The sequence below is a fragment of the Tenacibaculum sp. nBUS_03 genome (assembly GCF_051201695.1).
In the GTDB taxonomy this organism is placed as follows: Bacteria; Bacteroidota; Bacteroidia; order Flavobacteriales; family Flavobacteriaceae; genus Polaribacter.
In genome coordinates this window covers 3,688,028-3,713,679 of record NZ_CP179214.1, presented here as the reverse complement: position 1 = coordinate 3,713,679, position 25,652 = coordinate 3,688,028, and the positions used below count along the sequence as shown (strand labels likewise).

Genomic DNA, 25,652 nt, shown 5'->3' with positions numbered 1-25,652 from the left:
AAGTTACAATACATTTTTTTAGTTTTTTTATTTTGTTAAATTGAAAAACGATTGTATATTTGCATCCGCTTAACGAAAGTAGCAATTGGTGCCTTAGCTCAGTTGGTAGAGCAAAGGACTGAAAATCCTTGTGTCCCTGGTTCGATTCCTGGAGGCACCACAAATAAAAATCATATTTTATGAATTTTATTTTACTAAAAGCTACAAAAATTAAGTACCAATGGTGCCTTAGCTCAGTTGGTAGAGCAAAGGACTGAAAATCCTTGTGTCCCTGGTTCGATTCCTGGAGGCACCACCACCAAATCCCAGACTAAAGTTTGGGATTTTTGGTTTTATATAGACAAAAAAAGTCGTTAAAAACGACTTTTTACACCAAAAACTCAAACAAATTAGGTTTATTATTTAAATACTCTCCGTAAAAATTACGCTCTTTCATCCGAGCTATTAATGGAGATAAATCTTCTTTCTTTTCCAACTCTACACCAACAACAGCTGGCCCATTTTCTCTACTAGTTTTTTTAGAGTATTCAAAGAAAGTAATATCATCATTCTTTCCTAAGACATCAATTACAAATTCTTTTAAAGCTCCTGCTCGTTGAGGAAATCGAATAATAAAATAGTGCTTTAAACCACCGTACAACAAAGCCCGCTCTTTAATCTCAGCAGTTCTTGTTATATCATTATTACTTCCACTAATAACACATACTACATTTTTACCCTTAATTTCACCTTTAAAAGCATCTAAAGCAGCCAAAGTTAATGCTCCAGCAGGTTCAACAACTATAGCGTCTTTATTATACATATCTAAAATTGTTTGACACACTTTTCCTTCTGGAACCGTGATCATATCATCTAAATTTTCTTTACATATCTTATAGGTTAAATCACCTACCTGCTGAACAGCTGCGCCATCTACAAACTTATCTATTTCAGATAATTTAACATTTTTATTATTTGCTATTGCCTGCTGCATTGAGGCTGCCCCTTCAGGCTCAACACCGATAATTTTTGTAGTAGGCGATATTAACTTAAAAACACTTGAAAGCCCCGAAGCTAAACCACCACCTCCCACAGGCACAAATACATAATCAACTGATTCATTTGCTTGTTCTAGGATCTCTAAACCAACTGTTGCTTGTCCTTCAATAATTTTTTCATCATCAAATGGGTGAACAAAGGTTTTACCTAAACTATCTGCTATAAATTTTGCAGCTTTATAAGCATCATCAAAAGTATCACCTGTTAACTGAATATCTATAAATTCACCCCCAAACATTTTAACCTGCTCTAACTTTTGTTTTGGTGTTGGAGCAGGCATAAATATTGTTCCTTGAATTTCTTTCTTTTTACAAGCCAAAGCTACACCTTGCGCATGATTCCCAGCGCTAGCACAAACAATTCCATTAATCAACTCTTCCTTTGTTAATGAACTTATCTTATTATATGCACCTCTAATTTTATACGATCGTACTTGTTGTAAATCTTCTCTTTTTAAAAAAACATTTGTTTCATATTTATTTGAAAAAGTATAATTTAACATCAAAGGAGTTACTGCAACTACCTCTTTTAAAGTAGTCGCAGCTTTATTTACATCTTTTAATTTAGGAAAATAGATGTTTTTTGTCTCCATATTATAGTTGTTTCATCGCAGTCATTGAAGCCCTTAAAGTTGCTCCAATTTTTTCAACTGGATGATTTCTCAAAGCTTTATTTACCGCTATTAATTCTTGATTATCAATTTTACCTGTTCCTTTATACGGTTTACCTATGATATCAGTTGTTACTGTCTTCATAAACTCAGTTAATAAAGGCTTACATGCATGATCAAATAAATAACAACCATATTCAGCCGTATCAGAAATTACTCGATTCATTTCATATAATTTCTTTCGCGCTATAGTATTCGCTATTAATGGCGTTTCATGTAATGATTCATAATATGCCGATTCTTCAATAATACCAGCCTCTGTCATAGATTCAAATGCTAATTCAACACCAGCTCTTACGAAAGCAACTAATAATGTTCCGTGATCAAAATATTCTTGCTCAGTAATTTCATTTTCTGAAATTTTTGTTTTCTCAAAAGCAGTTTCACCAGTAGCTGCCCTCCAGCTTAACAAGTTTTTATCATCATTCTCCCAATCTTCCATCATGGTCTTTGAAAAATGACCTGACATAATATCATCCATATGCTTATAAAATAAAGGGCGCATTATTGTTTTTAACTCTTCTGATACTTGAAAAGCTTTTATTTTAGCTGAATTTGATAACCTATCCATCATATTAGTAATACCTCCATGCTTCAAAGCCTCAGTAATTGTTTCCCATCCAAATTGGATTAGCTTAGCTGCATACCCAGGTTCTATACCTTCTTCAACCATTTTATCAAAAGATAGAATGGCTCCGGTTTGTAAAACTCCACATAAAATTGTTTGCTCACCCATTAAATCTGATTTAACTTCAGCCACAAAAGACGATTCTAATACACCAGCCCTATGACCTCCTGTGGCAAATGCATATGCTTTGGCTTGAGATAACCCTTTATTTTCAGGGTCATTTTCTGGATGCACTGCAATTAAAGTTGGCACTCCAAAACCTCTTTTGTACTCCTCTCGAACTTCAGTACCAGGACACTTCGGAGCTACCATAATCACTGTTAAATCCTCACGAACTTGCATTCCCTCTTCAACAATATTAAACCCATGAGAATATGTTAATGTTGCTCCAGGTTTCATCAATGGCATTACAGTATTAACAACATTTGTATGTTGCTTATCTGGTGTTAAATTACATACCAAATCAGCAATTGGTATCAACTCATCATATCCGCCAACTGAAAACCCGTTTTCAGTAGCATTTTTATACGACTGACGCTGTTCCTTAATTGCTGCATCACGCAAAGCATAAGAAATATCCAAACCAGAATCACGCATATTTAATCCTTGATTTAAACCTTGTGCTCCACACCCAACTATTACAATTTTCTTTCCTTTTAAAACCTCAATTCCATCTTCAAATTCAGAAGACTCCATAAATCTACATTTACCTAATTGAGCTAATTTTTCTCTTAGAGGTAGTTGGTTAAAATAATTTTCCATTGTTTGTTTATTATATAAAATTTTATTTATTGTATTTTTTATTCTAATGCTTTTAACATCTCTGAAACTGGCATTTCTTTTTTTGTAATTGCAATTCTACCTGAACGAATAAATTGCATAATACCATGCTGGTCTAAAATATGGTAAAGCTCTTCAACCTCTTCCTTAGAACCTGATTTTTCAAGAACAAAAAAGTCTTTATTAATATTTATAACTCTTGATTTACTTCCATTTATTATTTTTTGAATCTCATCATTGCCTGTCAACAAATCAGCGCTCAATTTAAATAAACAAGACTCTTGATAAATAGTTTCATCATCGGTATGATAAAACGCTTTAATAACTTCTACTTGCTTTTCTATTTGTCCTATTATCTTTTTCACCTCATCTTCAGTTAGCTTTACCAAAAGCGTAAACCTAGAAACACTTTTAATTTCCGACTTTGAAACGTTTACACTCTCAACATTTAAATGTCTTCTTTGAAAAATTGCTGAAATTCGATTCAATAAACCAATATTATTTTCGGTATATATTGATATGGTATATGTTTGTTTATTATCCATAATTATTCTAATCTTATATCTGAAACTGAAGCTCCTGTTGGTATCATTGGAAACACATTATCTTCCTTCTCCACACAAACCTCTAAGAAAAATGCCTCTTCTGATTGCATCATTTCTTGTATTGAACTTTCTAACTCCTCTCTTTTAGTTACTCTATTAGCTCTTAAATGATACCCTTTTGCAATGGCTATAAAATCAGGGTTAACCATTTCAGTAGACGCATATCTTTTATCAAAAAACAATTGTTGCCATTGACGAACCATACCTAAAAACTCATTATTAAGCACAACTATTTTAACCGCTGCTTTTGTTTGTAAAATAGTACCCAACTCTTGAATAGTCATTTGATACCCGCCATCTCCAATAACAGCAACCACCTCACGCTCTGGCGCCCCCATTTTAGCTCCAATAGCAGCAGGTAAAGCAAACCCCATAGTACCAAGACCTCCTGAGGTTATATTACTTTTACTTTGATTAAACTCAGCATAACGACAAGCAAACATTTGATGTTGACCTACATCAGAAACAATAACAGCATTCCCTCCTGAAGCTTTATTAATTTCTTTCATAACCTCCCCCATCGTTAACCCTTCTTTACTAGGATATAAAACATCTTTTTTTACTTTATCAAATTCAATAGCATCATGTTTTTCAAACTCTTTTAACCATTTTTCATGAGAATTCTCATTAATTAAAGGCAGTATTTTTTGCAAACTTTCTTTTGCATCACCCAAAACAGCAACTTCAGTTTTTACGTTTTTATCCACCTCTGCTGGATCAATTTCAAAATGTATAACTTTAGCCTGCTTAGCATACCTGCTTAAATCTCCTGTTACACGATCATCAAAGCGCATTCCTACAGCTATTAACAAATCACATTCATTTGTTAATTTATTGGGTCCGTAATTACCATGCATTCCAACCATCCCTACATTTAAAGGATGTGCGGTAGGCAAAGCTGACAATCCTAAAATTGTCCATGCCGACGGTAAATTTGCTTTTTCTATAAATGATTTAAACTCTTCTTCAGCTTGTCCTAAAATAACACCTTGTCCAAAAACAACCAATGGTTTTTTAGCTTGGTTTATTAAAGCTGCAGCCTCCTGTAATTTTATATCATTTACATCTGGTTTAGCTCTATAACTTCTAACTGAAGTACATTTTTTATATGAAAACTCAAACTCTTCAAATTGTGCATTCTTTGTAATATCAACTAAAACAGGTCCTGGACGACCAGACTTAGCTAAATAAAATGCTTTTGCCATTATTTCTGGAATTTCACTTGCTTTTGTTATTTGGTAATTCCATTTCGTAACCGGTGTAGAAATACCTACTATATCAGTTTCTTGAAACGCATCGGTTCCCAAAAGATGTGCACCTACCTGACCTGTAATACAAACCATAGGTGTAGAATCTATTTGGGCATCAGCTATACCCGTTATCAAATTAGTAGCACCAGGACCAGAAGTTGCAATAGCAACCCCAACTTTTCCAGACACCCTAGCATATCCTTGGGCTGAATGAGTAGCTCCTTGTTCATGACGAGTTAAAACATGATGTAGTTTATCTTGATATTTATACAACTCGTCATATACTGGCATAATTGCTCCACCAGGATACCCATACAATATATCTACCCCTTCTGCCAGCAGACACTTTATAATAGCCTCAGCACCTGATATTTTTTCTGTTTGATTTGTTTTTTGTTCTGTTTGTTCTTTAGTTTCTGTTGCCATTTTATTTTGCTTTATGCTACTAGCTTTTGGCTATAAGCTTCTTATTATTTTATTTTTTAATTCTGAAATTTAAAATTCATCAGTTACACATCCATTAGATGCAGATGCGACTGTTTTAGCGTATTTATATAATACACCTCTATTCACCTTTAAAGGCGGGGCTACCCATTTACTTTTACGTTCTTTAAGTTCATTTTCAGAAACTTCCAATGTAATTGTATTGTTTTCAGCATTCAAGGAAATCATGTCTCCATCTTCTACCAGAGCAATAGTTCCTCCATCTTGTGCTTCTGGAGTAATGTGACCAACTACAAACCCATGGGTCCCCCCTGAAAAACGGCCATCAGTTATTAAGGCTACATCTTTACCTAATCCCGCTCCCATAATCGCAGCAGTAGGCTTTAACATTTCAGGCATACCTGGCCCTCCTTTTGGCCCTTCATAACGGATAACAACAACATCTCCTTTTTCTACTTTTCCTTCTCTTATTCCATCATTAGTAGCATACTCGCCCTCAAAAACTTTAGCTCTACCTCTAAAAAACAACCCTTCTTTACCAGTTATCTTAGCAACAGATCCTTCTTCCGCTAAATTCCCATACAGCATTCTTAAATGACCCGTATTTTTAATTGGGTTTTCTATTGACTTAATTACATCTTGATTTTCTTTCAAACCAGGAACGTCTGCTAAATTCTCTGCTAACGTTTTACCAGTAACAGTCAAACAATCTCCATGCAACAACCCTTCTTCTAACAAATATTTTAAAACTGCTGGCACTCCACCTACAGCATGAACATCTTCCATTAAATACTTACCGCTTGGTTTTAAATCTGCTAAAAAGGGTGTTTCGTCAGAAATACGTTGAAAATCCTTTAATGTAAATTTAACACCAGCAGCCTTTGCAATCGCTAAAAAATGTAAAACTGCATTTGTTGAACCTCCCATTATTGTTACTAATCGAATTGCATTTTCAAGCGATTTTTTAGTAACAATATCCGAAGGCTTTATATCTTTCTCTAACAAAACACGTAAAGCTTCTCCTGCTTTCACACATTCATCTTCTTTATTTTTGCTAATTGCTGGATTTGATGAATTGTAAGGTAAGCTCATACCCAGAGCTTCAATAGCTGACGCCATGGTGTTTGCTGTATACATTCCACCGCAAGCACCTGCTCCTGGACACGCTTTCTCAATAACACTTTGGTATTCTTTATTATCAATAGTCCCTGCCACTTTTTCTCCCCAAGCTTCAAAAGCAGATACAACATCTAACTTCTTTCCTTCATGACAGCCAGATGCAATTGTACCTCCATACACCAAAACAGATGGACGGTTTAGTCGTAACATTGCCATTAGCGCTCCTGGCATATTCTTATCACACCCCACAACTGTTACTAACCCATCATAAGACATTGCTTGTACCACTGTTTCCATTGAATCGGCAATAACATCGCGTGATGGTAAAGAAAATCGCATACCTGGTGTTCCCATTGATATTCCATCAGAAACACCAATTGTATTAAATATAAGACCAATTAAGTCTTCATTTTCAGTGCCTCTTTTAACTAATTTAGCTAAATCATTCAAATGCATATTACATGGGTTCCCCTCATAACCAGTACTAGCAATACCTATTAAAGGTTTTTGTAAATCTTCATTTGATAAACCAATAGCATGAAGCATTGCTTGTGCTGCTGGTTGCGTATCGTCTTGAGTTACTTGTTTACTAAATTTATTTAACTCCATTTTCTAATTTGTTAAATATTTTTCACGAAGCCCTAAAACTTCATTCTTATATAATTTCATTAATTTATTTCCTTGAGAATCCTCCCATTTCAAAGGAAATTGATATTCATCTAATGATTTCAAACCTACAACCTCAGCTGCTGTTCCTGTAAAAAAAGCACTATCAGCTTCTTTTAATTCTTTTAATGTAAAATGCTGTTCTTTAACGGAAATCCCTACTTCTTTACATAAATCTATAATGGTAGCTCTAGTTATTCCAGCCATAATATGCCCTCTTGGTGGTGTATACAAAACACCTTCTTTCTCCATAAAAACATTAGCTCCTGAACATTCAGCCACATTATTATTCATATCTAGTAATAATGACTCATCATATCCTTCCTTTTTAACCTCATTACTGGCTAATATTGAATTAATATAGTGCCCTGTTATTTTTGCTTCAACAAAACAAGATTTAGGATTAGGCCTCTGAAAGCTTGATGTTTTCACACGTAATAATTCATTCCCCATCAACTTATCCCATTTCCAACACTGTATTATCAAATCAGAACCTTTAGCTGAAAAAACCCCCATATTCTCACCAGTTACAACAAGAGGACGGATATATGCATCTTTTAAATTATTCCTTCCTAACAACTCGTATGTTATTTCTGTTAACTCTTCTTCAGTGTACTCGAAATCAATATCCATCACCTCAACACCATAAAGCAAACGTCTATAATGCTCCATAGCTTTAAATATTCTAGTTCCTTCAGAAGTTTCATAGGCTCTTATTCCTTCAAAAACTCCATTTCCATAATGTAAAGTTTGCCCATACAAATTACCCGAAGCTTCTTTAGCTTTAACAAATTGTCCATTGTAAAAAATTACAGTTTCATCATTATAATACATTTCCTAGTTGTTTTGTTTTTCAAAATTATTTTATCGTTTTGTTGTTTTTCTACTATATTTAATAACATAATGATTCTCACTTCTCATAAAACCAACATAAAGACCAGTTAAACAGTAAGTTACACATTAATTCAAATGACAGTCATTAAATAAAAAAAGCCTGTATCAATTAATTGATACAGGCTTTTTTTACACAATAGCTATCTGTATCAACTCGGTGGTGAGCTAATAATGACAATAATGATAATTACTACTATGTTAAAAAAATGATTCATTCTATTCTAATAAAAAAAGCTTCCTAAATATTTAGGAAGCTTTTTTAAATTTTATTTATTTTTTAAATATACTTCCTTTATCCTTGTGAAATAATCACAACGACAATAATGATAGAAATAATATTTAATACTTGTTTACACATCTTGATTACAAATATTGTAAATAATTTATTGTTTTTCCAAATTTATTTCTAAAAAAAATATATTTAAACAAATACCAGTCATTTGTTTAAATGACTGGTATTTAAATATTTTTATTATTTTTTTTCTTTTTATTAGGTTATTAAAATTAAAATTTAATAGATTTGCAACGTTATGCAAATAAATAAAACATACAATAATACACCCAGTTTATTAGTGCGGTAATTCTCACCAGCACTAAATCTTCATTTTTTAAAACTGAGTATTGTATAATTTTATTTTTTATTTTGATTACCATAATCTACACTTACATTTTATTACTAAGCATTTGTACTGTTAATAACAGTAACTTTTCATCGCGCCTTTTTTATATTCGACCACGCCCGTAAGGGTGATTACTTATTTACAGAACTCAGGTGAGTCCAGTTCTATTCTAAAAACATTATTCAATAAAAGTATTCATTAAAAATCAATTTCAATGAAAGTTGTTATTGCTGATCACACTCATAGTAAATACGCTGAAATCATTTGTGAAACAATTGATAATGCAGCAAAAATAAGAGGTACAGGTATCGCTAAGCGTAAACCTGAATATATAGTTACAAAACTAGAAAACGGAAATGCTGTTATAGCTTTAGATGGTCATAAATTTGCTGGCTTTTGCTATATAGAACTTTGGGAACATGGCGAATTTGTAGCTAATTCTGGTTTAATTGTTCACCCTAATTATAGAGGGCTTGGACTGGCAAAAAAAATTAAAGAAACCATTTTTAATTTATCTAGATCCAAATTTCCAAACGCTAAAGTTTTTAGTATTACCACAGGCTTAGCAGTTATTAATATGAATAGTAATCTAGGATACAAGCCTGTTACTTTTTCTGAATTAACTGAAGACCAATCTTTTTGGAAAGGTTGTAAAACTTGTATAAACTATGATATTCTTCAAAGAACACAGCAAAAAATGTGTTTATGTACTGGAATGTTATATGACCCTAGCACTAAATCTTCAAGAAGCAAAGTAAAAAAGAAAGTATTTCAAAGGTTAAAAAAAATTAAAGAAACCATTTATTTAAAAAAGAACAACAAATGAAAAAATTAGTAATCGCTTATAGTGGTGGATTAGACACTTCTTATTGTGCAGTTAACTTATCTAAACAAGGATACGATGTACATGCTGTTAGTGTAAACACAGGTGGGTTTTCCTCTGAAGAGATAAAAAAGATTGAAGAAAATGCTTATAAAATGGGAGTAAGCACTTATCAAAACATTAATGCTATTCATACTTTTTATGATAAAGTTATTAAATATTTAATTTTTGGAAATGTACTAAAAAACAATACATACCCTCTTTCTGTTAGTGCTGAAAGAATTATACAAGCCATAGAAATTGTAAACTATGCCAAAAGCATTGATGCTAAATACATTGCTCATGGAAGCACTGGCGCCGGAAATGATCAAGTAAGATTTGATATGATTTTTCAAACTATAGCACCAGAAATCGAAATTATTACTCCTATTAGAGATCAAAATTTATCTAGGCAAGAAGAGATTGAGTACTTACAAAACAATGGTATTAACACTTCTTGGGAAAAGGCCAAATACTCTATAAATAAAGGCTTATGGGGAACTAGCGTTGGAGGTGAAGAAACACTAACTTCAATTCAACCATTACCAGAAACCGCCTATCCGTCACAGTTAACAAACACCACTTCTAAAAAAGTAACACTCTCTTTTTCAAAAGGTGAACTAATCGCTGTAAATACTATTGAAAATACTCCTATAAAAAACATAGAATATTTAAATACCATTGCCTCAAAATTTGGGATTGGTAGAGATATACATGTTGGTGATACAATTGTTGGAATTAAAGGAAGAGTTGGTTTTGAAGCAGCTGCAGCTTTATTAATTATCAAAGCTCATCATTTACTTGAAAAACATACACTAACTAAATGGCAATTACAACACAAAGAATATTTAGCCAATTTTTACGGAATGCATTTACATGAAGGTCAATATTTAGATCCTGTCATGAGAAATATGGAAGCTTTTTTACAAAGTAGTCAAGACAAAGTTTCTGGTACTATTCATATTACACTCAAGCCTTACCACTTTACGCTTGACGGTATCTCTTCTCCTCACGATTTAATGAATGCCAAGTTTGGTAGTTATGGAGAAATAAACAATAGCTGGACCGCTGAAGAAGCTAAAGGTTTTATAAAAATATTTGGTAATCAAAATAAAATATACCAACAAGTTAATCAATAAGTCATGATACAAATAGGAATAATTGGTGGAGCTGGATATACAGCAGGAGAGTTAATTAGGCTACTACTACAGCACTCTAAAGCGTCTATTAACTTTGTTTATAGCACATCAAACGCAGGCAATAAGATATCACACATTCACCAAGATTTAATCGGTAGTACTAATTTAAAATTTACCAACACTATTAACCCGAACGTAGATGTACTATTTTTGTGTTTAGGCCATGGGAATTCTAGAAAATTTTTAGAGACTTATTCATTTTCAGAAACTACAAGAATAATTGATTTAGGAAATGATTTTAGACTAAAAGATGATAGTCATTTTCAAAAAAAACAATTCATCTATGGACTACCAGAACTACATAAAGAAGCCATTCAAAAAGCAACACATATTGCCAACCCTGGATGTTTCGCTACAGCTATTCAACTAGCAATATTACCTTTAGCAAAATCAAACTTACTTAAAGATGATATACACGTTAACGCTGTTACTGGAGCTACTGGAGCGGGAACCTCTTTATCAAAAACCACTCATTTTACATGGAGAGATAATAATTTTTCTTACTACAAGCCTTTTACCCATCAACATTTAGGTGAAATAAATCAAACCCTTAACTCATTTCAAAAACAATTTAATTCTGAAGTGAATTTTATGCCAAATAGGGGGAATTTTTCTAGAGGGATTTTCGCTACAACCTACACCAAATTTGAGGGCACCCTAGAAGAAGCCAATAACCTTTTTACTTCATTTTATAAAAATGCAGCTTTCACTTTTATTTCTGAAGAGAACATACATTTAAAACAGGTTGTAAATACTAATAAGTGCTTGATTCACCTTCACAAACATCAAAACAAACTATTAGTAACAAGTATTATTGACAATTTATTAAAGGGAGCTTCAGGCCAAGCAATTCAAAACATGAATTTAATGTTTGGGCTTCAAGAAAATTACGGTCTTCAATTAAAAGCTAACTATTTCTAAATCAAAATTTATGAAAATCGCAATCATAGGAACTGGAAATCTTGGAAAATCTATTGCTAAAGGATTAATCAAAAATAATCTTATTACAAGCTTATATATTACCAAAAGAGAGATCAAAGATTTAAAAGAGTTTGAAAAAAACAACAATACCTATATAACCACTGATAATAAAAAAGCTGTAACCAATTCAGATATTTTAATTTTTGCCGTTCAACCAAGGCATTTTGAAAATATTTTAAAAAGTGTTACTCCGTTTTTAAGTAATAAACACACCATTTTATCTACCATAACTGGTTTTAGCATTGATAAGATAGCATCTATAATAGGAGATGATAAATCTATAGTTAGAGTAATGCCTAATACAGCCATTGCAGTTGGAAAATCAATGACTTGTATTTGTTGTAACTCTAGCGGAAAAAATAAGATAGAATTTGCAAAAACTATCTTTAATCAATTAGGCAACTCTATTGTAATTCCAGAAAATCAAATGCAAGCGGCAACAGTAATTTGTGCAAGTGGCATTGCTTTTTGGATGCGTTTAATACGTGCGTCAACTCAAGCTGCTATTCAATTAGGTTTTGATGCTAAGGACGCTCAAAAACTAGCAATGTTTACTAGTGAAGGAGCAGCTAATTTATTAATAACAACGGGGAATCACCCAGAAGAAGAAATAGATAAAGTGACCACTCCAAAAGGATGTACAATTGAAGGCTTAAATGAAATGGAACACAATGGATTAAGTGCAGCTCTGATACAAGGAATGGTAGCTTCATATAACAAGATTAACACAATTAAAAAAGAACAAATATGAGCTTATTTAATGTATACCCATTGTTTGATGTCACACCTGTGAAAGCAAAAGATGTATATGTTTTTGACGACAATGGTAATAAGTATTTAGATTTATACGGAGGTCATGCTGTAATATCAATTGGACACGGTCACCCAACTTATATAAAAAATATAAATCAACAAGTATCTAAACTAGGGTTTTATAGCAATGCAATAAAAAACCCTTTGCAGGTTGAATTAGCAAAACAATTAGAAAACAAGTCTGATTGTAAAAATTATCAGTTATTTTTATGTAATTCTGGGGCTGAAGCAAATGAAAATGCCTTAAAACTAGCATCTTTCCATACCAATAAGAAAAAAGTAATTTCCTTTAAAAACTCTTTTCATGGTCGAACTTCAGCCGCTGTTGCTACTACAGACAACACTAAAATAGTTGCTCCAATTAATTCACAACAAGAAGTAATTTTTCATGCTTTTGAAGATTTAAAAGGTGTTGAAAAAACACTAAAAAATAATGACGTATGCGCTGTTATTATTGAAACTATTCAGGGTGTTGGAGGTTTAAATGAAGTTACTACAAAATTTTATAAAGGTTTACAAAAACTATGTAATCAATATAATACACTTCTTATTGCTGATGAAATTCAATCTGGTTTTGGTAGAACTGGTGATTTCTTTGCTTTTCAAAAACACGGTGTTTTACCAGATATTATTTCAATGGCAAAAGGTATGGGCAATGGTTTTCCTATTGGAGGCATATTAATCCACCCCAATATACAAGCAAAACATGGAATGCTAGGCACTACTTTTGGTGGTAACCATTTAGCTTGTAGCGCTTCTTTGGCTGTTTTATCAGTGATAGAAAATGAAAATCTATTATCAAACGTTAAAGAAGTATCTAACTATTTTATTAAACAAACAAAATCGTTACCTAATGTAACTTCAATAAAAGGAAGAGGATTAATGCTAGGCATTGAATTTAATTTTCCTGTATCAGAAATAAGAAAAAACCTTATTTACAAACATTTCATATTTACAGGTAGTGCTAAAAATCCAAATTTATTAAGAATACTACCTCCTTTAACATTACAAAAAAAACATGTAGATATTTTTATAAAAACTCTAAAAGAAGAACTTAAAACTTTTTCATCATGAAAAAATACACCAGTTTAAATGACATAAATAACTTACAAGAAACAATTAACAAGGCTATTCTATTAAAAAAAGATCCTTTTAAATTTTCTTCTATTGGTAAAAATAAAACATTGGTAATGTTATTTTTTAATGCTAGCCTTCGAACAAGACTGAGCACGGAAAAAGCTGCAAAAAACCTGGGGATGCATGTTAGTGTTTTAAATATTTCAAATGCATGGAGTTTAGAATTTGAAGATGGTACAGTGATGAATTTAACTTCATCTGAACATATAAAAGAAGCTGCTAAAGTAATTTCTCAATATGCCGAAATAATTGCCATTAGAGCTTTTCCTTCTTTAAAAGACAAAGATAAAGACGCTTCTGAATTTGTTATAAATAATTTTATAAAATACGCTGAAGTACCAATAGTTAATATGGAAAGTGCTACAGATCATCCTTTACAGGCATTAGCTGATGCTATTACCATTACAGAATTTAAAACTATTAAAAAACCTAAAATAGTACTATCATGGGCACCTCACCCAAAAGCTCTACCACATTCGGTTGCTAATGGTTTTGTACGTTTAATGCATAGAATGGAGGCTAACTTTACAATTACCCACCCAAAAGGTTTCGAACTAGACCCCAAAATCACCAAGAACACTTTTATTGAATATAATCAATATAAAGCTTTTGAAAACGCAGATTTTATTTATACTAAAAATTGGAGTTCTTATTTAGATTACGGAAAAACGACCAATAAATTTTCTAATTGGATGATAACAAAGAAAAATTTAGGAGATGCAAAATTCATGCATTGCTTACCAATAAGAAGAAATGTAATTGCAGAGGATGACGTTTTAGACGGTGATAATTCACTCGTAATTAAACAAGCTAATAATAGAACTTATGCCACTCAAATAGTTTTAAAGCAAATTTTAGAAAACCTATGAAAACAGTAAAAATCATTAAAATTGGTGGAAATATTATCAACAATGAAAAAAAATTAAGTAGTTTTCTTTATAATTTCTCACAAATAGAAGGCCCTAAAGTTTTAATTCATGGTGGTGGTAAATCAGCTTCAGATTTAGCTAAAAAAATGAATACTCCTGTTAAAATGATTAACGGAAGACGAATCACTGATGCTAAAACATTAGATATTATTACAATGGTTTATGCTGGTAAAATCAACAAGGAAATTGTTGCAAAACTACAAGCTAACAACACTGATAGCATGGGGTTTACAGGTGCAGATGCAAATACAATTAAAGCTACAAAAAGACCTTCTTTACCTATAGATTATGGTTTTGCTGGTGATATCGTTAAAGTAAATATAAAAATCCCTGTTTTATTAATTGACAATCAAATAACTCCTGTTTTCTGTGCAATTACTCATGATAAAAACGGACAATTATTAAATACAAATGCTGACACCATAGCTGCTGAAATAGCCATTGCGCTATCAACTAAATATATTACAGAACTTTACTATTGTTTTGAAGAGCCTGGTGTTTTGACTGACATTAATAACAAGAATTCAGTTATAGAAAACATTAATTCTACTAAATACACTAAACTTAAAGATCAAGGAGTAATATTTAAAGGTATGCTTCCTAAGCTAGATAATTGCTTTCATGCCCTTAATAACAAGGTTACTAAAGTCAGTGTAGGTAATTCTGATATGCTTTTCAAAGAAAATACAACACATACATCTATAAAGATATAATGAAACAAGAACTTATAAAAAAAGCAATTGAATTGCTTAAAAATTTAATAGAAACACCTTCTTTCTCTTCAGAAGAGGATAAGACAGCCCTATTAATAGAAAAATGGTTTCACGAGTTTAATATTCCTTATACTAAAACTGTTAACAATGTTTGGTCATTAAACAAGCACTTTAACAAATCAAAACCTACCCTATTATTAAACTCTCATCATGATACTGTAAAGCCCAATAACGGTTACACTAAAAATCCTTTTAAGGCCATCATTGAAGACGAAAAATTATATGGGTTAGGCAGTAACGATGCTGGTGGATGCTTGGTTTCTTTATTAGCAACCTATACTTATTTTTATTCATACGAAAATTTAAAATATAATATCATTTTTGCAGGAACAGCAGAAGAAGAAAGTAGTGGGGCCAATGGCCTAAATAGCTTACTTCCAATTTTACCAAAAATTGATGTAGCAATCGTTGGTGAACCCACTTTAATGCAGTTAGCAATTGCCGAAAAAGGATTAGTTGTTTTTGATGCTGAAATTACAGGAACTCCAAGTCATGCTGCACACCCTAACGATAATAATGCGATTTATAACACCATAGAGGTTTTACAATGGTTTAAAAATTTATCTTTTGAAAAGAAATCTCATACATTAGGAGAAGTCAAATTAACGGTTACTCAAATAAATGCTGGAAAGCAACATAATGCTGTTCCTGCAAATGTAAAATTAGTTATTGATGTAAGAGTTAATGATAAGTATACTAACAAACAAATTAGTGAATACTTAGTACAAAATGCCCCTTGCTCTATAAAACCTAGAAGCTTACATCTGAACTCTTCTTCTATTCCGAATGATCACGATTTAGTAAAAGCTGGTATTTCATTGGGGAGAAACACGTATGGCTCTCCAACACTATCTGACCAAGCGGTATTAAACTGCCCTTCGTTAAAACTAGGCCCTGGTGACAGTACACGATCGCATACAGCAGATGAATTCATCTATTTACACGAAATTGAAGAAGGTATACAATTGTATATTGAATTATTAAATAACGTAATTATATAAAAAATGAAACTTTGGGACAAAGGACTATCTATAGATAAAAAAATAGAAAACTTCACTGTAGGAAATGATAGAGAAATAGATATACATATAGCAAAATATGATATTAAAGCTTCTTTAGCACATGCTAAAATGCTTGCAAAAACTAAAATTATTACAAATAAAGAATTAAACTTATTGATAGATGGGCTTAATATTTTACAACAACAAATAGAAGAAAAAACATTTAAAATTGACTCAAATTTTGAAGATGTTCATTCTAAAATTGAATTTGATCTCACTCAGATTTGCGGAGAAGTTGGCAAAAAAATACATACAGCTAGATCAAGAAACGATCAAGTTTTAGTGGCTTTACATTTATACTATAAAAACAATTTACAGTTTATTTCTAGTAAAGTTAAAACTCTTTTTAACACCTTACTACAATTAGCTGATACATATAAAACCAACATCTTACCTGGGTATACTCATTTACAAGTAGCTATGCCCTCCTCTTTTGGTTTGTGGTTTTCAGCCTATGCAGAATTATTAATTGATGATTTATATATTATCAAAGCAGCGCTAAAAACGATAGATCAAAATCCATTAGGCTCTGCTGCTGGTTATGGAAGTTCTTTTCCTATTGATAGAGATTTTACTACTGAGGAACTAGAGTTCTCCACTTTAAAATACAATGTAGTTGCTGCTCAAATGAGCAGAGGTAAAAGTGAAAGAACAATAGCTATGGCGTTAGGAAGCTTAAGTAATACGCTTGCTCGTTTTGCTATGGATATTTGCTTATACATGAGTCAAAACTTTGATTTCATATCCTTTCCTGATGAGCTAACCACAGGAAGTAGCATTATGCCACATAAGAAAAACCCAGATGTTTTTGAATTAATTAGGGGTAAATGCAATAAAATTCAGGCTCTCCATACAGAAATGGTATTAATCACAAATAATTTACCTAGTGGATATCACAGAGACTACCAGCTACTTAAACAAAACATGATTCTTGGTTTTGAAGACACTAAGGATATTTTAGATATTTTTGATTATTCTATCCAACAAATCATCGTAAAAGATGTGAATTTATATGATGATAAATACAAATTCCTGTATACAGTTGATAATATAAATACTTTAGTTGAAAATGGGCAGAGTTTTAGAGAAGCTTATAAAAAAATAGGGCACCAAGTAACTAATGGTACTTATATTCCTGATACTACTAAAAAACACAGTCATCAAGGTAGTATTGACAATTTATGCTTAAATGAAATTCGCGAAAAAATGAAAACTTTATAAAAAATCAATATTTTTTTCATGCGTTTAAATTTTTGGTCACATTATTTATTCATATGCTTACTCTCAAAAAAACACATACTTCAGCCACAAAAACTGAAGTATATGTTCTTTTAAACACAAATAAAGTATCAGAACGCAATTCATTTAACCAATATCAGGCCATGATCAATTTAAACTTATATCCCCAACCAATTACTAAATTCTGCAGTTTTATTTTGACTAGTTTTTAAAATTGTTTTACTATTTAATATATTTATGGCAATGCTATTTTTATCATATCTGCTTATTTTTTCAATATAAATCCTACCAATAAGCTCACTTCTATTTATCTTAAAAAACTTTTCAGAATCTACCATCTCTTCTATTGATTTTAAGGATGTTTGATTTAAAACATGTTTTTTATTTTCTTTATCAAAAGCAAAAACAACCCCATAATCTGCTTGAAAATACATAATATCATCTACTTTCAAAAAGTAAGTGTATTTTGATGTTTTTACTGGAAAACTACCTTGAAAAACTTTAGTTTCTTGTGAGCTCTTGTTCAAATAAGAATTTAACTTTTCTAACAAAACACTATTACTTGATTCATAAACTTTACCTGTATTAAGTATCAAATATTTTTCTAATGCTTTTTCAAAACGTTCAAATGAATATGGCTTTAACAAATATGCAATCCCAGTAGTTTCAAAGGCATTCATCCAAAATTCATTGTATGCAGTGCAAAAAATTATAGGTATTTTTAATTCTAAATTTTTATAGGCACCAAAAACATTACCATCAAGAAGTTCTATATCTGATAAAATTAAATCTACAACGGGATCATTTGTAAAAAAAGCTAAAACATCCTCTACTGTTTCTAATTCTTTTATAACCTCTACTGGATGTTTTAATTTTTCAATGTATTTTTTTATTTTTTTTCTGGCAGGCATTTCATCCTCAACCAATACCACTTTAATCATAGATTCAAATTAATTAACGGAACTTTTACCTCAAAATACTCGGCATTTTCTTTAATAATAATTGGTTTTTTAGTAAGTAATTTAAATTGTTTCATCATATTTTTCAACGCTACTCCATTTCCTTTTATTTTATGGTTAAAAGCTATTTTGTTATTAATTATTTTAATTCCATCTTCAATTACTTTTATTTTTATATAAATAGGTTTTTCAGAGCTACCCCTATTATGTGTTATAGCATTTTCAACTAAAACTTGAATACAAAATGGTGGTAATGCTGCTTTCAACCTTTTTACTTCTTCATCTACTTTTAAAAAATAATATCCATCATATTTAACTTTCATTAACTCAAAGTAACCTTCAGAAAAATAAAGTTCGTCTTGCAAAGAAACTGTTTCTTTATCAGAATTTACTAGGCTATAGCGGTACAGTTCAGAAAAATGATTTAAAAAAGCACTCGCCTTATTTTTATCTTCTTCTATTAGATAATCTAAAACATTTAAATTATTGAATAAAAAATGAGGATTTAATTGCGTTCTTAATTGAATAACTTCACTTTTAACTTTACTAATTTCATACTCATTTAATTTTTTTTGAAATTGTTTATTTTCTTTAAAATATAAATACACTAAAGAAAAGCTACCAAAAATCATAAAATCTACCACTGAACTTAAGTTTTTGTAAATCAATAAATATAAAGACCCAAAGTTTCTAGAATAAGTATCAAAGATTAATGAAATTAATAAACCCAAAACATTTGCTAATACTAAATACGACAAAAGACTTGCACTAAAAAACAGTAAATACTTCTTAAATAATGAAACTTGTAAGGTTGCGTTATTATTTACACGCTTTTTCACAAAAGACACCCATGAAAAGATAAAAACGGCTTGAAAAAAGAACCAAAATGGGGCATCAGAATGAAAAGTAAAACTCTTCCAAGAATATGAAACCCTTAATTGATTTTTTAAAATAAATAACCAACTAATAAAAAATAGAAAAATTAGAAACCCTCTGTTTTCTCTTAAAAAATTTGCTTTTATTTTCATATGTATAGCAACAAATATATCACATTTGCAATGAAAACTTTATTGATAGCTTCATTGCAAATGTGATTTTTTTACTTTTCTTCTGGCCAGGTACTTACAACATTCCCAGCTTCATCGTATGCTTCTAGTTTAATTTTATTATTGCTATCTATGATAAACTTAGCTCTTGTTTTTCCATTATCATCGAATAAAAACAATCCGTTTTGCTTTCCAGGGGTTTGTCCTAAAGCTACTCTTGGAACTCCTCCAACAAAGCCTTTTTTTCTGTATTCTTCGTATTTTTCTTTACGTTTTTTTCTATCTTTTATCCCCTTAAGCTCTTTATTTATCTGCATGGTTTTTTCTTGTGTTTCATAATTACCACGATCATTAAAAACTAACCTACCTGCTTTATATCTTTTATCTCCAACCTTTGTATCGGTAGTTATCAATTGCATTACTTGATTTCCCCCATATTGGTCAAATGTTAGTGAAAGTCCTGAACTATGTCCTTTCTTTGTTTTTTTTCCATCATAGATAAAACCTCCACACTCTTTTCCGTCTTCAGTATAAAATAACATTCCTGCTCTTTTTTTTCTTTTATGGTAAACTCTCCCATTAATTATATCTCCTTTGCTAGGAAAATTTGCAGCATTAGTAATTAACATTTTCACTGTTCCATCATCTTCTACAATATTAATTTTTTTTACATCAATCGTATCAAATTGTGTTGTTTTTTTATTTTTAAATGCCAATGATGTTACCACACCTATAGCCAGTGAAATAGTAACTGCAAATGTTCTTAAAAATAGTAGTTCTTTCTTAGTATTCATTTTATATATTTTTATCTGTTTAACACTTCAAAAGTATTTGATTAGTAATCTTCAAAAAACACATTTCTAATGAGCTAAGGAAAATTTACTATAAACGCATGAATTTTCATAGCTAAATAAATTTATTACAAAAAAAACACCGACATAATCGGTGCTTTTATCTAACAGATTTAATTTATTAATACATTCTTTGTAACGCTGTAATATCATTATTGTTAAATTCTCCATCTTCACTTGAACTAAAACAAGCAAGCATTATAGAAGTTGAATCATACCCTGTTGGTGTACCCGAAATGTGATTAGCTCCAACACCTGCATTACCTTCATTGGTATTTTGCCCACAACTCTGTCTACTAAACCAGTCAGTATGTCTAAAACCAACTGAGTGACCAATTTCATGAGTAATAACATGTTCATTTACGTTTGTACTATATCCTGATAATCCATATATCTGAACCCATTTGTAAGGACGACCATTGCTAGGAAAACCTGCACTTCCTCCTGCTCCTGAAGAATTTGGATTTTTATAAACTACCATATCTTTATTTTGATAGTTAGTACCAAATGTTAATGTAAAACTTATTGATACTCCACTTAAACGGTTATAATTATTAACAGCCCACTCCAAAGCAGTCCTTTCTTTAGTTGAAAGTCCATAACCTCCTCCACCTGTGTAGCCAATAATAGAAATATTTCTACCTTGAGATACCAGATTGTTAGTCGCATATTGTCTTTTAGTATTCATTTCCGACAAGGTGATTAGTTCTTTTTCGGTCATTACAATATCTTCTTCAAAAAACAAGCGTTCTTCAGAAGTTCCATCAGGAAAATAAAAATTATCATAACGTATATGATTCACATTTAATTCCAGTTTTCTAGCAGCGTCAATAACATGTTTAGGAATTTCCTTGTTCAAAGGATTCTCTACTTGAACAACACTTTGATTACTAGCGTTTTCATCATTATTTGAACATGATACAAAAAACATAGAGATTGTTAGCCCTAGCATTAGAGCCATTTTCGATTTTCTCATAATTTAAAATTTAGAAAGGTTTATAATTGACCATAAAGCTAAAAATAAAAATCACAAAAAAATACACTTCAAAGATTTAAATTGTTAAAATTTTACATTTTAAACAAAAAAAAATCGCACAAGTGTTAAAAATATAAAAAGTTTATTTTCAAACATTTACACATTAAAAAAAACAACTATTAAATCAAAAGAAGAAAACTCTCTTTATTTGGCTTAAAAACTTCTAATTCTAAAAACTTTTTGCAGTAGCTTTAGCCTCATCGAGTACCCCAATACTATTAACATAGCTTCTAATAAAATAAAAACTAGAAGCTATGTAATATCTTTCGCATGCTCTTGTGAAATGAACGATCAAAAAATGAAAAAAACAATCACTAAACGAACTGAGAACTTATAATTGTTTGTCAAAAACACTAAAAAATAAATAGTTCTAAAGAATATTTATAAAGAAATAATTATCTAAAAAAGTTAAATTAAATTATAAAAACTCAAATTATTATTCTTAATTTTCCATCAAATAATAAAATTTATTCTTAGATACTTCGCTGTTCAGTGTATTAGAATTTGGGAATATGAATAAAATAAAATCAACAATTATATGAAACCTTTTCAAGCTAGTTTACTAAACGCTTTTACTTTAATTGGGTTAGGCACTTGGGCATATTTTACATCCAAAACACCATCAGTAACCGCATTAATCCCTGTTTTTATTGGACTAATATTATTAGCAATAAATTCTGGTGTAAAAAAAGAAGCAAAAATACCTGCACATATTGCAGTTCTTTTAACACTAATTGTTCTTTTTGGTCTAATCAAACCTCTGATGGGGGCTTTAGATAGAGAAAGTATTATAGGAATAGTTAGAATTTCATTAATGATATTAACAACATTAATTGCTCTAATTACTTTCATCCGAAGTTTTATTAATGTTCGAAAGCAAAAGAGCTAAAATTCTTATATAAAAGGCCAATTACTAACACTTTAGTCATTGGCCTTTTTTTAATTTAATAGTTGGTTTTAAACAAAATCGTACCAATAACTATTTTCAGTGTATTCTTCAATTTGTTTTACTTTGTTATTCTGTGAAAAAGTAGTTACCAAACGTGAGACATCTAATTTCAAAATTTCCAGACAGTTACTTACTAGGTCTTTCCTAAACCCACTATTTTCCATATCCAGCACGAAATCAAAAGAAATCACTCGCGAAATTATTTTACCAAAATCAATAAGTTTTCGTTGCGCTATCTTGGGAGAAAAAATAAAATCTAAATCATATTTGAAATAATCATAAGACTTCAAAGTAAGTTCATATCCTTTCAAAAACTTATAAATATTAAACTCTTTTTTTCTTCGCATCATCTTAGAAATCATCTCTGCTATTTGTGTATATAACATTTCATTTGAGCCTTCGAAAATTTGAAAAGACCTACTATCTAATATACCTCTACCCGCAACGTTTTCCATTTTATATCCAGTTGAACCAAACAATTGTGTGGCATTTTGAGCAGACTCTTGCATTAAATCAGTCACAAAAGCTTTCATCGTATTCGCCTCAATTCCTTTATTGGATAAATCATTTTCAATTCCACTAATTTTACTACTTCGAAAACACATTGCTGAAGCAATAGTATAAGCACTTTGAATTCTCGATATTTGGTATTGAACTTGATCAAAGTCTATTAACCTCCTTTCTCCAATGATTCTTTTTTTACAGTGCTCTAATGACTCATTAAGCATTCTTTTTATAAACCCCATAGCCATACCTGGAAACTGCATACGACTTCTGTGTAAAATATCTAACATCATTTTTATCCCTGAAGTTTCTGGCTCTAACTTATAGGTATTTGGAACTTTTATATCAATGATATTCTTACCATAGGGAATCATATACAGTCCTAAGTTATTGTAATATTCACTAACTTCAATTCGTTGTTTTTCTTCTGTAACATCACAAATGAAAAAATTAATATCACGTCCTAAGTTTCCAGATGCCGTTTTTTCTCTGGAAGCTATTAACCAATAATCGGCCATCCCTGTTAATCCCTGCCAATGCTTAATTCCTTTGATTCTATACTCATTACCAACCTTCTCATAGTTGGTTTGCATATTTAACGCATCACTACCATAGTTTGGTTCTGTAATCATTAAGCCCCCCATGTTCTGATTTTTCATAAATCTTTGAAATATGCTATTTTTAACTTTATCATTTGCGTATTTCGCAATAGGCTCTAAAAAGAGTGCTATATTAATACCAAAAGTTAATGAAAGGGGTAAGGATTCGTATGAAGCAGAAGACAAAACAGACAAACATTCCTTTACATTTACACCTCTACCACCAAATTTCTCTGGAATTGCAACAGATAGTGGATTATTACTCATTATTTCTTTCAAAAGTGAAGAAGGCATACCTCTTTCCAAGCTTAACTTATTAATATCAAAACTATTATGAAATAGTCTTTTTAAGTTTTTTTCAAACTCTGTTATGTATGTTATAAAATCGTTACTCATAAAATATCATCTTTACATTTTTAATAGATGTTTCGTTTCCTTTATCTTAACAAGATTTTACATCTAAAATTTATACGTATTTAGAAGCTAAACTTATAAGAAGAATAGTTAAAAAGGAAATGTAAATTTATTCATAATTAATCTAAATAAAAATAATATCAATAAAGAATACTAACAAAGTTATACACTATAATAAGGAGATAAACTACATTTGTAAACTTTATATACTTTCATAATATAACACTATGAGAAAACAAAAATTAAAAGACAATCGGAGAAACACCTCTGAAATAACCAAATGTACTCCATAAAACTATTTTAACTATTGAAAAAACTCTTAGCCAAGTTGCAATAAAACAAAGGGTTAACAACTCTTTTTTATATTGTTAATAAACACTCGTAAAAATAAAAAAGCTATTACCCCGTGCTTGTCGGAATAATAGCCTACAAATAATTATATATTGAGATATTATATAATAGTACTTTGTCCCATATGAATATTTTGGAAATTAATATCCGTATCGTTTTGATTTTGGATATAGTCTGCTATAAAATCACCCACCTTACTGGTAGAAAATGGCTTTTGGGGATTAATATCTTCTGTTGTAATCTCCAATTCTAAAGATTTCTGAACTGCTCTTTCAATAGCTTCAGCTTCATCATGTAAACCTAAATGCTCTAATAACATAGCTGCTGATAAAATAGAGGCTAAAGGATTTGCGATGTCTTTTCCTTTTGCTTGTGGAAAAGAACCATGAATTGGTTCAAACAAAGCATTTTCTTTCCCTACTGAAGCAGAAGCTAATAAACCTATAGAACCTCCAATTACACTGGCCTCATCTGAAATAATATCACCAAATAAATTTTCTGTTAAAATTACATCAAACTGTTTTGGGTTTAATATTAACTGCATTGCTGCATTATCTACAAATAAAAAATCTAAAGTTACATCAGGATATTGATCAGCCAGAGCAGATACAGTTTTTCTCCACAATCTTGATGTTTCTAACACATTTGCTTTATCAACCAATGTTAACTTTTTACGTCTTATTTGTGCAGCTTGAAAGGCTAAATGTGCTATTCTTTCTATTTCTTCTATAGAATATGAACAACCATCAAAAGCGATTTTACCATCGTCACTAATTTCTTTTATTCCAAAATAAATACCTCCTGTTAACTCTCTAAAAATACTTATATCAGTTCCTTCAATTCGTTCTTTTTTTAGAGGTGAGTTTTGAATTAACTTATCATAGGCCTTCACTGGTCGAACATTACAAAACAATGCTAACTCTTTACGCAAACGTAACAACCCTTGTTCAGGACGTACTTTAGCTGTTGGATCGTTATCATATTTTGGATCTCCAATCGCTCCAAATAAAACAGCATCTGACTTTCTACATAAAGCTACTGTTTCGTCAGGTAAAGGGTTTCCTGTTTCATCAATTGCACAAGCTCCCATAAGTGCTTCTTTATACAAAAATGTATGGTCAAAAACATCGGCTACAGCATTCAAAGCTTTCTTTGCTTGAGCTGTTACCTCTGGACCTATTCCGTCTCCTGGTATTACTGCTATATTTACTTTCATTTTTATTTTTTTATTAATT

Annotated in this window: 22 protein-coding genes and 2 tRNA genes; 11 read left to right on the top strand and 13 right to left on the bottom strand. The window is 31.0% G+C overall.

What is annotated here, in order from left to right:
• Positions 1 to 87: 87 nt before the first annotated feature.
• A tRNA-Phe gene (locus tag ACMFBB_RS16985) sits at positions 88 to 160 on the top strand.
• 62 nt (positions 161 to 222) lie between these two features.
• Positions 223 to 298, top strand: a tRNA-Phe gene (locus tag ACMFBB_RS16980).
• Positions 299 to 367: 69 nt separating this feature from the next.
• On the opposite strand, the gene ilvA is transcribed toward ACMFBB_RS16980, so the two are convergent.
• The 6 genes from ilvA to ACMFBB_RS16950 form a co-directional block, all read right to left on the bottom strand.
• On the bottom strand, positions 368 to 1,630 hold the full coding sequence (ilvA, locus tag ACMFBB_RS16975) for a threonine ammonia-lyase IlvA (protein ID WP_435261926.1): 1,263 nt from the start codon (positions 1,628 to 1,630) through the stop codon (positions 368 to 370).
• A gap of 1 nt (position 1,631) precedes the next feature.
• Entirely contained in the window at positions 1,632 to 3,098 is a 1,467-nt protein-coding gene (ilvC, locus tag ACMFBB_RS16970; protein WP_435261925.1) for a ketol-acid reductoisomerase, read from the bottom strand.
• 38 nt (positions 3,099 to 3,136) lie between these two features.
• A complete protein-coding gene (gene ilvN / locus ACMFBB_RS16965) occupies positions 3,137 to 3,661 on the bottom strand; it encodes an acetolactate synthase small subunit (RefSeq protein ID WP_435261924.1) in 525 nt (174 codons plus the stop codon).
• Between the two features lie 2 nt (positions 3,662 to 3,663).
• Positions 3,664 to 5,397, bottom strand: coding sequence for a biosynthetic-type acetolactate synthase large subunit (gene ilvB, locus ACMFBB_RS16960; protein ID WP_435261923.1), 1,734 nt, complete (start codon positions 5,395 to 5,397; stop codon positions 3,664 to 3,666).
• Between the two features lie 69 nt (positions 5,398 to 5,466).
• Positions 5,467 to 7,143, bottom strand: a complete 1,677-nt coding sequence (gene ilvD / locus ACMFBB_RS16955) for a dihydroxy-acid dehydratase (RefSeq protein ID WP_435261922.1) — start codon at positions 7,141 to 7,143, stop codon at positions 5,467 to 5,469.
• A 3-nt stretch (positions 7,144 to 7,146) separates the two neighbouring features.
• The gene (locus ACMFBB_RS16950) at positions 7,147 to 8,034 is read right to left on the bottom strand and encodes a branched-chain amino acid transaminase (protein ID WP_435261921.1); all 888 of its coding nucleotides are present in this window, start codon (positions 8,032 to 8,034) and stop codon (positions 7,147 to 7,149) included.
• 894 nt (positions 8,035 to 8,928) lie between these two features.
• Here ACMFBB_RS16950 and ACMFBB_RS16945 point away from each other — a divergent pair.
• From ACMFBB_RS16945 to argH, 9 genes are read left to right on the top strand one after another with little or no spacing between them, the layout of a single operon-like run.
• Entirely contained in the window at positions 8,929 to 9,540 is a 612-nt protein-coding gene (locus ACMFBB_RS16945; RefSeq protein ID WP_435261920.1) for a GNAT family N-acetyltransferase, read from the top strand.
• Entirely contained in the window at positions 9,537 to 10,715 is a 1,179-nt protein-coding gene (locus ACMFBB_RS16940) for an argininosuccinate synthase (RefSeq protein ID WP_435261919.1), read from the top strand. The genes ACMFBB_RS16945 and ACMFBB_RS16940 overlap by 4 nt, the downstream gene beginning before the upstream one ends.
• Before the next feature lie 3 nt (positions 10,716 to 10,718).
• Positions 10,719 to 11,696 carry an N-acetyl-gamma-glutamyl-phosphate reductase gene (argC, locus tag ACMFBB_RS16935; protein WP_435261918.1) on the top strand — a complete coding sequence of 326 codons (978 nt, stop codon included), beginning with the start codon at positions 10,719 to 10,721 and terminating at the stop codon, positions 11,694 to 11,696.
• A 10-nt stretch (positions 11,697 to 11,706) separates the two neighbouring features.
• Positions 11,707 to 12,507: a pyrroline-5-carboxylate reductase gene (proC, locus tag ACMFBB_RS16930; RefSeq protein ID WP_435261917.1), complete on the top strand. Its 801-nt coding sequence runs from the start codon at positions 11,707 to 11,709 to the stop codon at positions 12,505 to 12,507.
• Positions 12,504 to 13,643: an aspartate aminotransferase family protein gene (locus ACMFBB_RS16925; RefSeq protein ID WP_435261916.1), complete on the top strand. Its 1,140-nt coding sequence runs from the start codon at positions 12,504 to 12,506 to the stop codon at positions 13,641 to 13,643. Before proC ends, ACMFBB_RS16925 begins: the two co-directional genes overlap by 4 nt.
• Positions 13,640 to 14,575 carry an acetylornithine carbamoyltransferase gene (locus tag ACMFBB_RS16920; RefSeq protein ID WP_435261915.1) on the top strand — a complete coding sequence of 312 codons (936 nt, stop codon included), beginning with the start codon at positions 13,640 to 13,642 and terminating at the stop codon, positions 14,573 to 14,575. The genes ACMFBB_RS16925 and ACMFBB_RS16920 overlap by 4 nt, the downstream gene beginning before the upstream one ends.
• A complete protein-coding gene (gene argB / locus ACMFBB_RS16915) occupies positions 14,572 to 15,348 on the top strand; it encodes an acetylglutamate kinase (RefSeq protein WP_435261914.1) in 777 nt (258 codons plus the stop codon). Before ACMFBB_RS16920 ends, argB begins: the two co-directional genes overlap by 4 nt.
• Positions 15,348 to 16,409: a M20 family metallo-hydrolase gene (locus ACMFBB_RS16910; RefSeq protein WP_435261913.1), complete on the top strand. Its 1,062-nt coding sequence runs from the start codon at positions 15,348 to 15,350 to the stop codon at positions 16,407 to 16,409. Before argB ends, ACMFBB_RS16910 begins: the two co-directional genes overlap by 1 nt.
• Positions 16,410 to 16,412: 3 nt before the next feature.
• Positions 16,413 to 17,690, top strand: coding sequence for an argininosuccinate lyase (gene argH, locus ACMFBB_RS16905; protein WP_435261912.1), 1,278 nt, complete (start codon positions 16,413 to 16,415; stop codon positions 17,688 to 17,690).
• Between the two features lie 176 nt (positions 17,691 to 17,866).
• Here the strand turns inward: argH and ACMFBB_RS16900 are convergent, their stop codons facing one another.
• The 7 genes from ACMFBB_RS16900 to leuB all read right to left on the bottom strand — a co-directional run bounded on the left by ACMFBB_RS16900 (position 17,867) and on the right by leuB (position 25,633).
• Positions 17,867 to 18,649: a LytR/AlgR family response regulator transcription factor gene (locus tag ACMFBB_RS16900; RefSeq protein WP_435261911.1), complete on the bottom strand. Its 783-nt coding sequence runs from the start codon at positions 18,647 to 18,649 to the stop codon at positions 17,867 to 17,869.
• Entirely contained in the window at positions 18,646 to 19,695 is a 1,050-nt protein-coding gene (locus tag ACMFBB_RS16895) for a sensor histidine kinase (RefSeq protein ID WP_435261910.1), read from the bottom strand. Before ACMFBB_RS16895 ends, ACMFBB_RS16900 begins: the two co-directional genes overlap by 4 nt.
• A gap of 71 nt (positions 19,696 to 19,766) precedes the next feature.
• Positions 19,767 to 20,507 (bottom strand): hypothetical protein, encoded by a 741-nt coding sequence (locus ACMFBB_RS16890; RefSeq protein WP_435261909.1) that lies wholly within the window; start codon positions 20,505 to 20,507, stop codon positions 19,767 to 19,769.
• A gap of 178 nt (positions 20,508 to 20,685) precedes the next feature.
• On the bottom strand, positions 20,686 to 21,540 hold the full coding sequence (locus tag ACMFBB_RS16885) for a M57 family metalloprotease (protein ID WP_435261908.1): 855 nt from the start codon (positions 21,538 to 21,540) through the stop codon (positions 20,686 to 20,688).
• Between the two features lie 609 nt (positions 21,541 to 22,149).
• A complete protein-coding gene (locus tag ACMFBB_RS16880) occupies positions 22,150 to 22,452 on the bottom strand; it encodes a hypothetical protein (protein WP_435261907.1) in 303 nt (100 codons plus the stop codon).
• A 105-nt stretch (positions 22,453 to 22,557) separates the two neighbouring features.
• Entirely contained in the window at positions 22,558 to 24,048 is a 1,491-nt protein-coding gene (locus tag ACMFBB_RS16875; protein WP_435261906.1) for an acyl-CoA dehydrogenase family protein, read from the bottom strand.
• A 469-nt stretch (positions 24,049 to 24,517) separates the two neighbouring features.
• Positions 24,518 to 25,633 (bottom strand): 3-isopropylmalate dehydrogenase, encoded by a 1,116-nt coding sequence (gene leuB, locus ACMFBB_RS16870; protein ID WP_435261905.1) that lies wholly within the window; start codon positions 25,631 to 25,633, stop codon positions 24,518 to 24,520.
• Positions 25,634 to 25,652 lie beyond the last annotated feature (19 nt).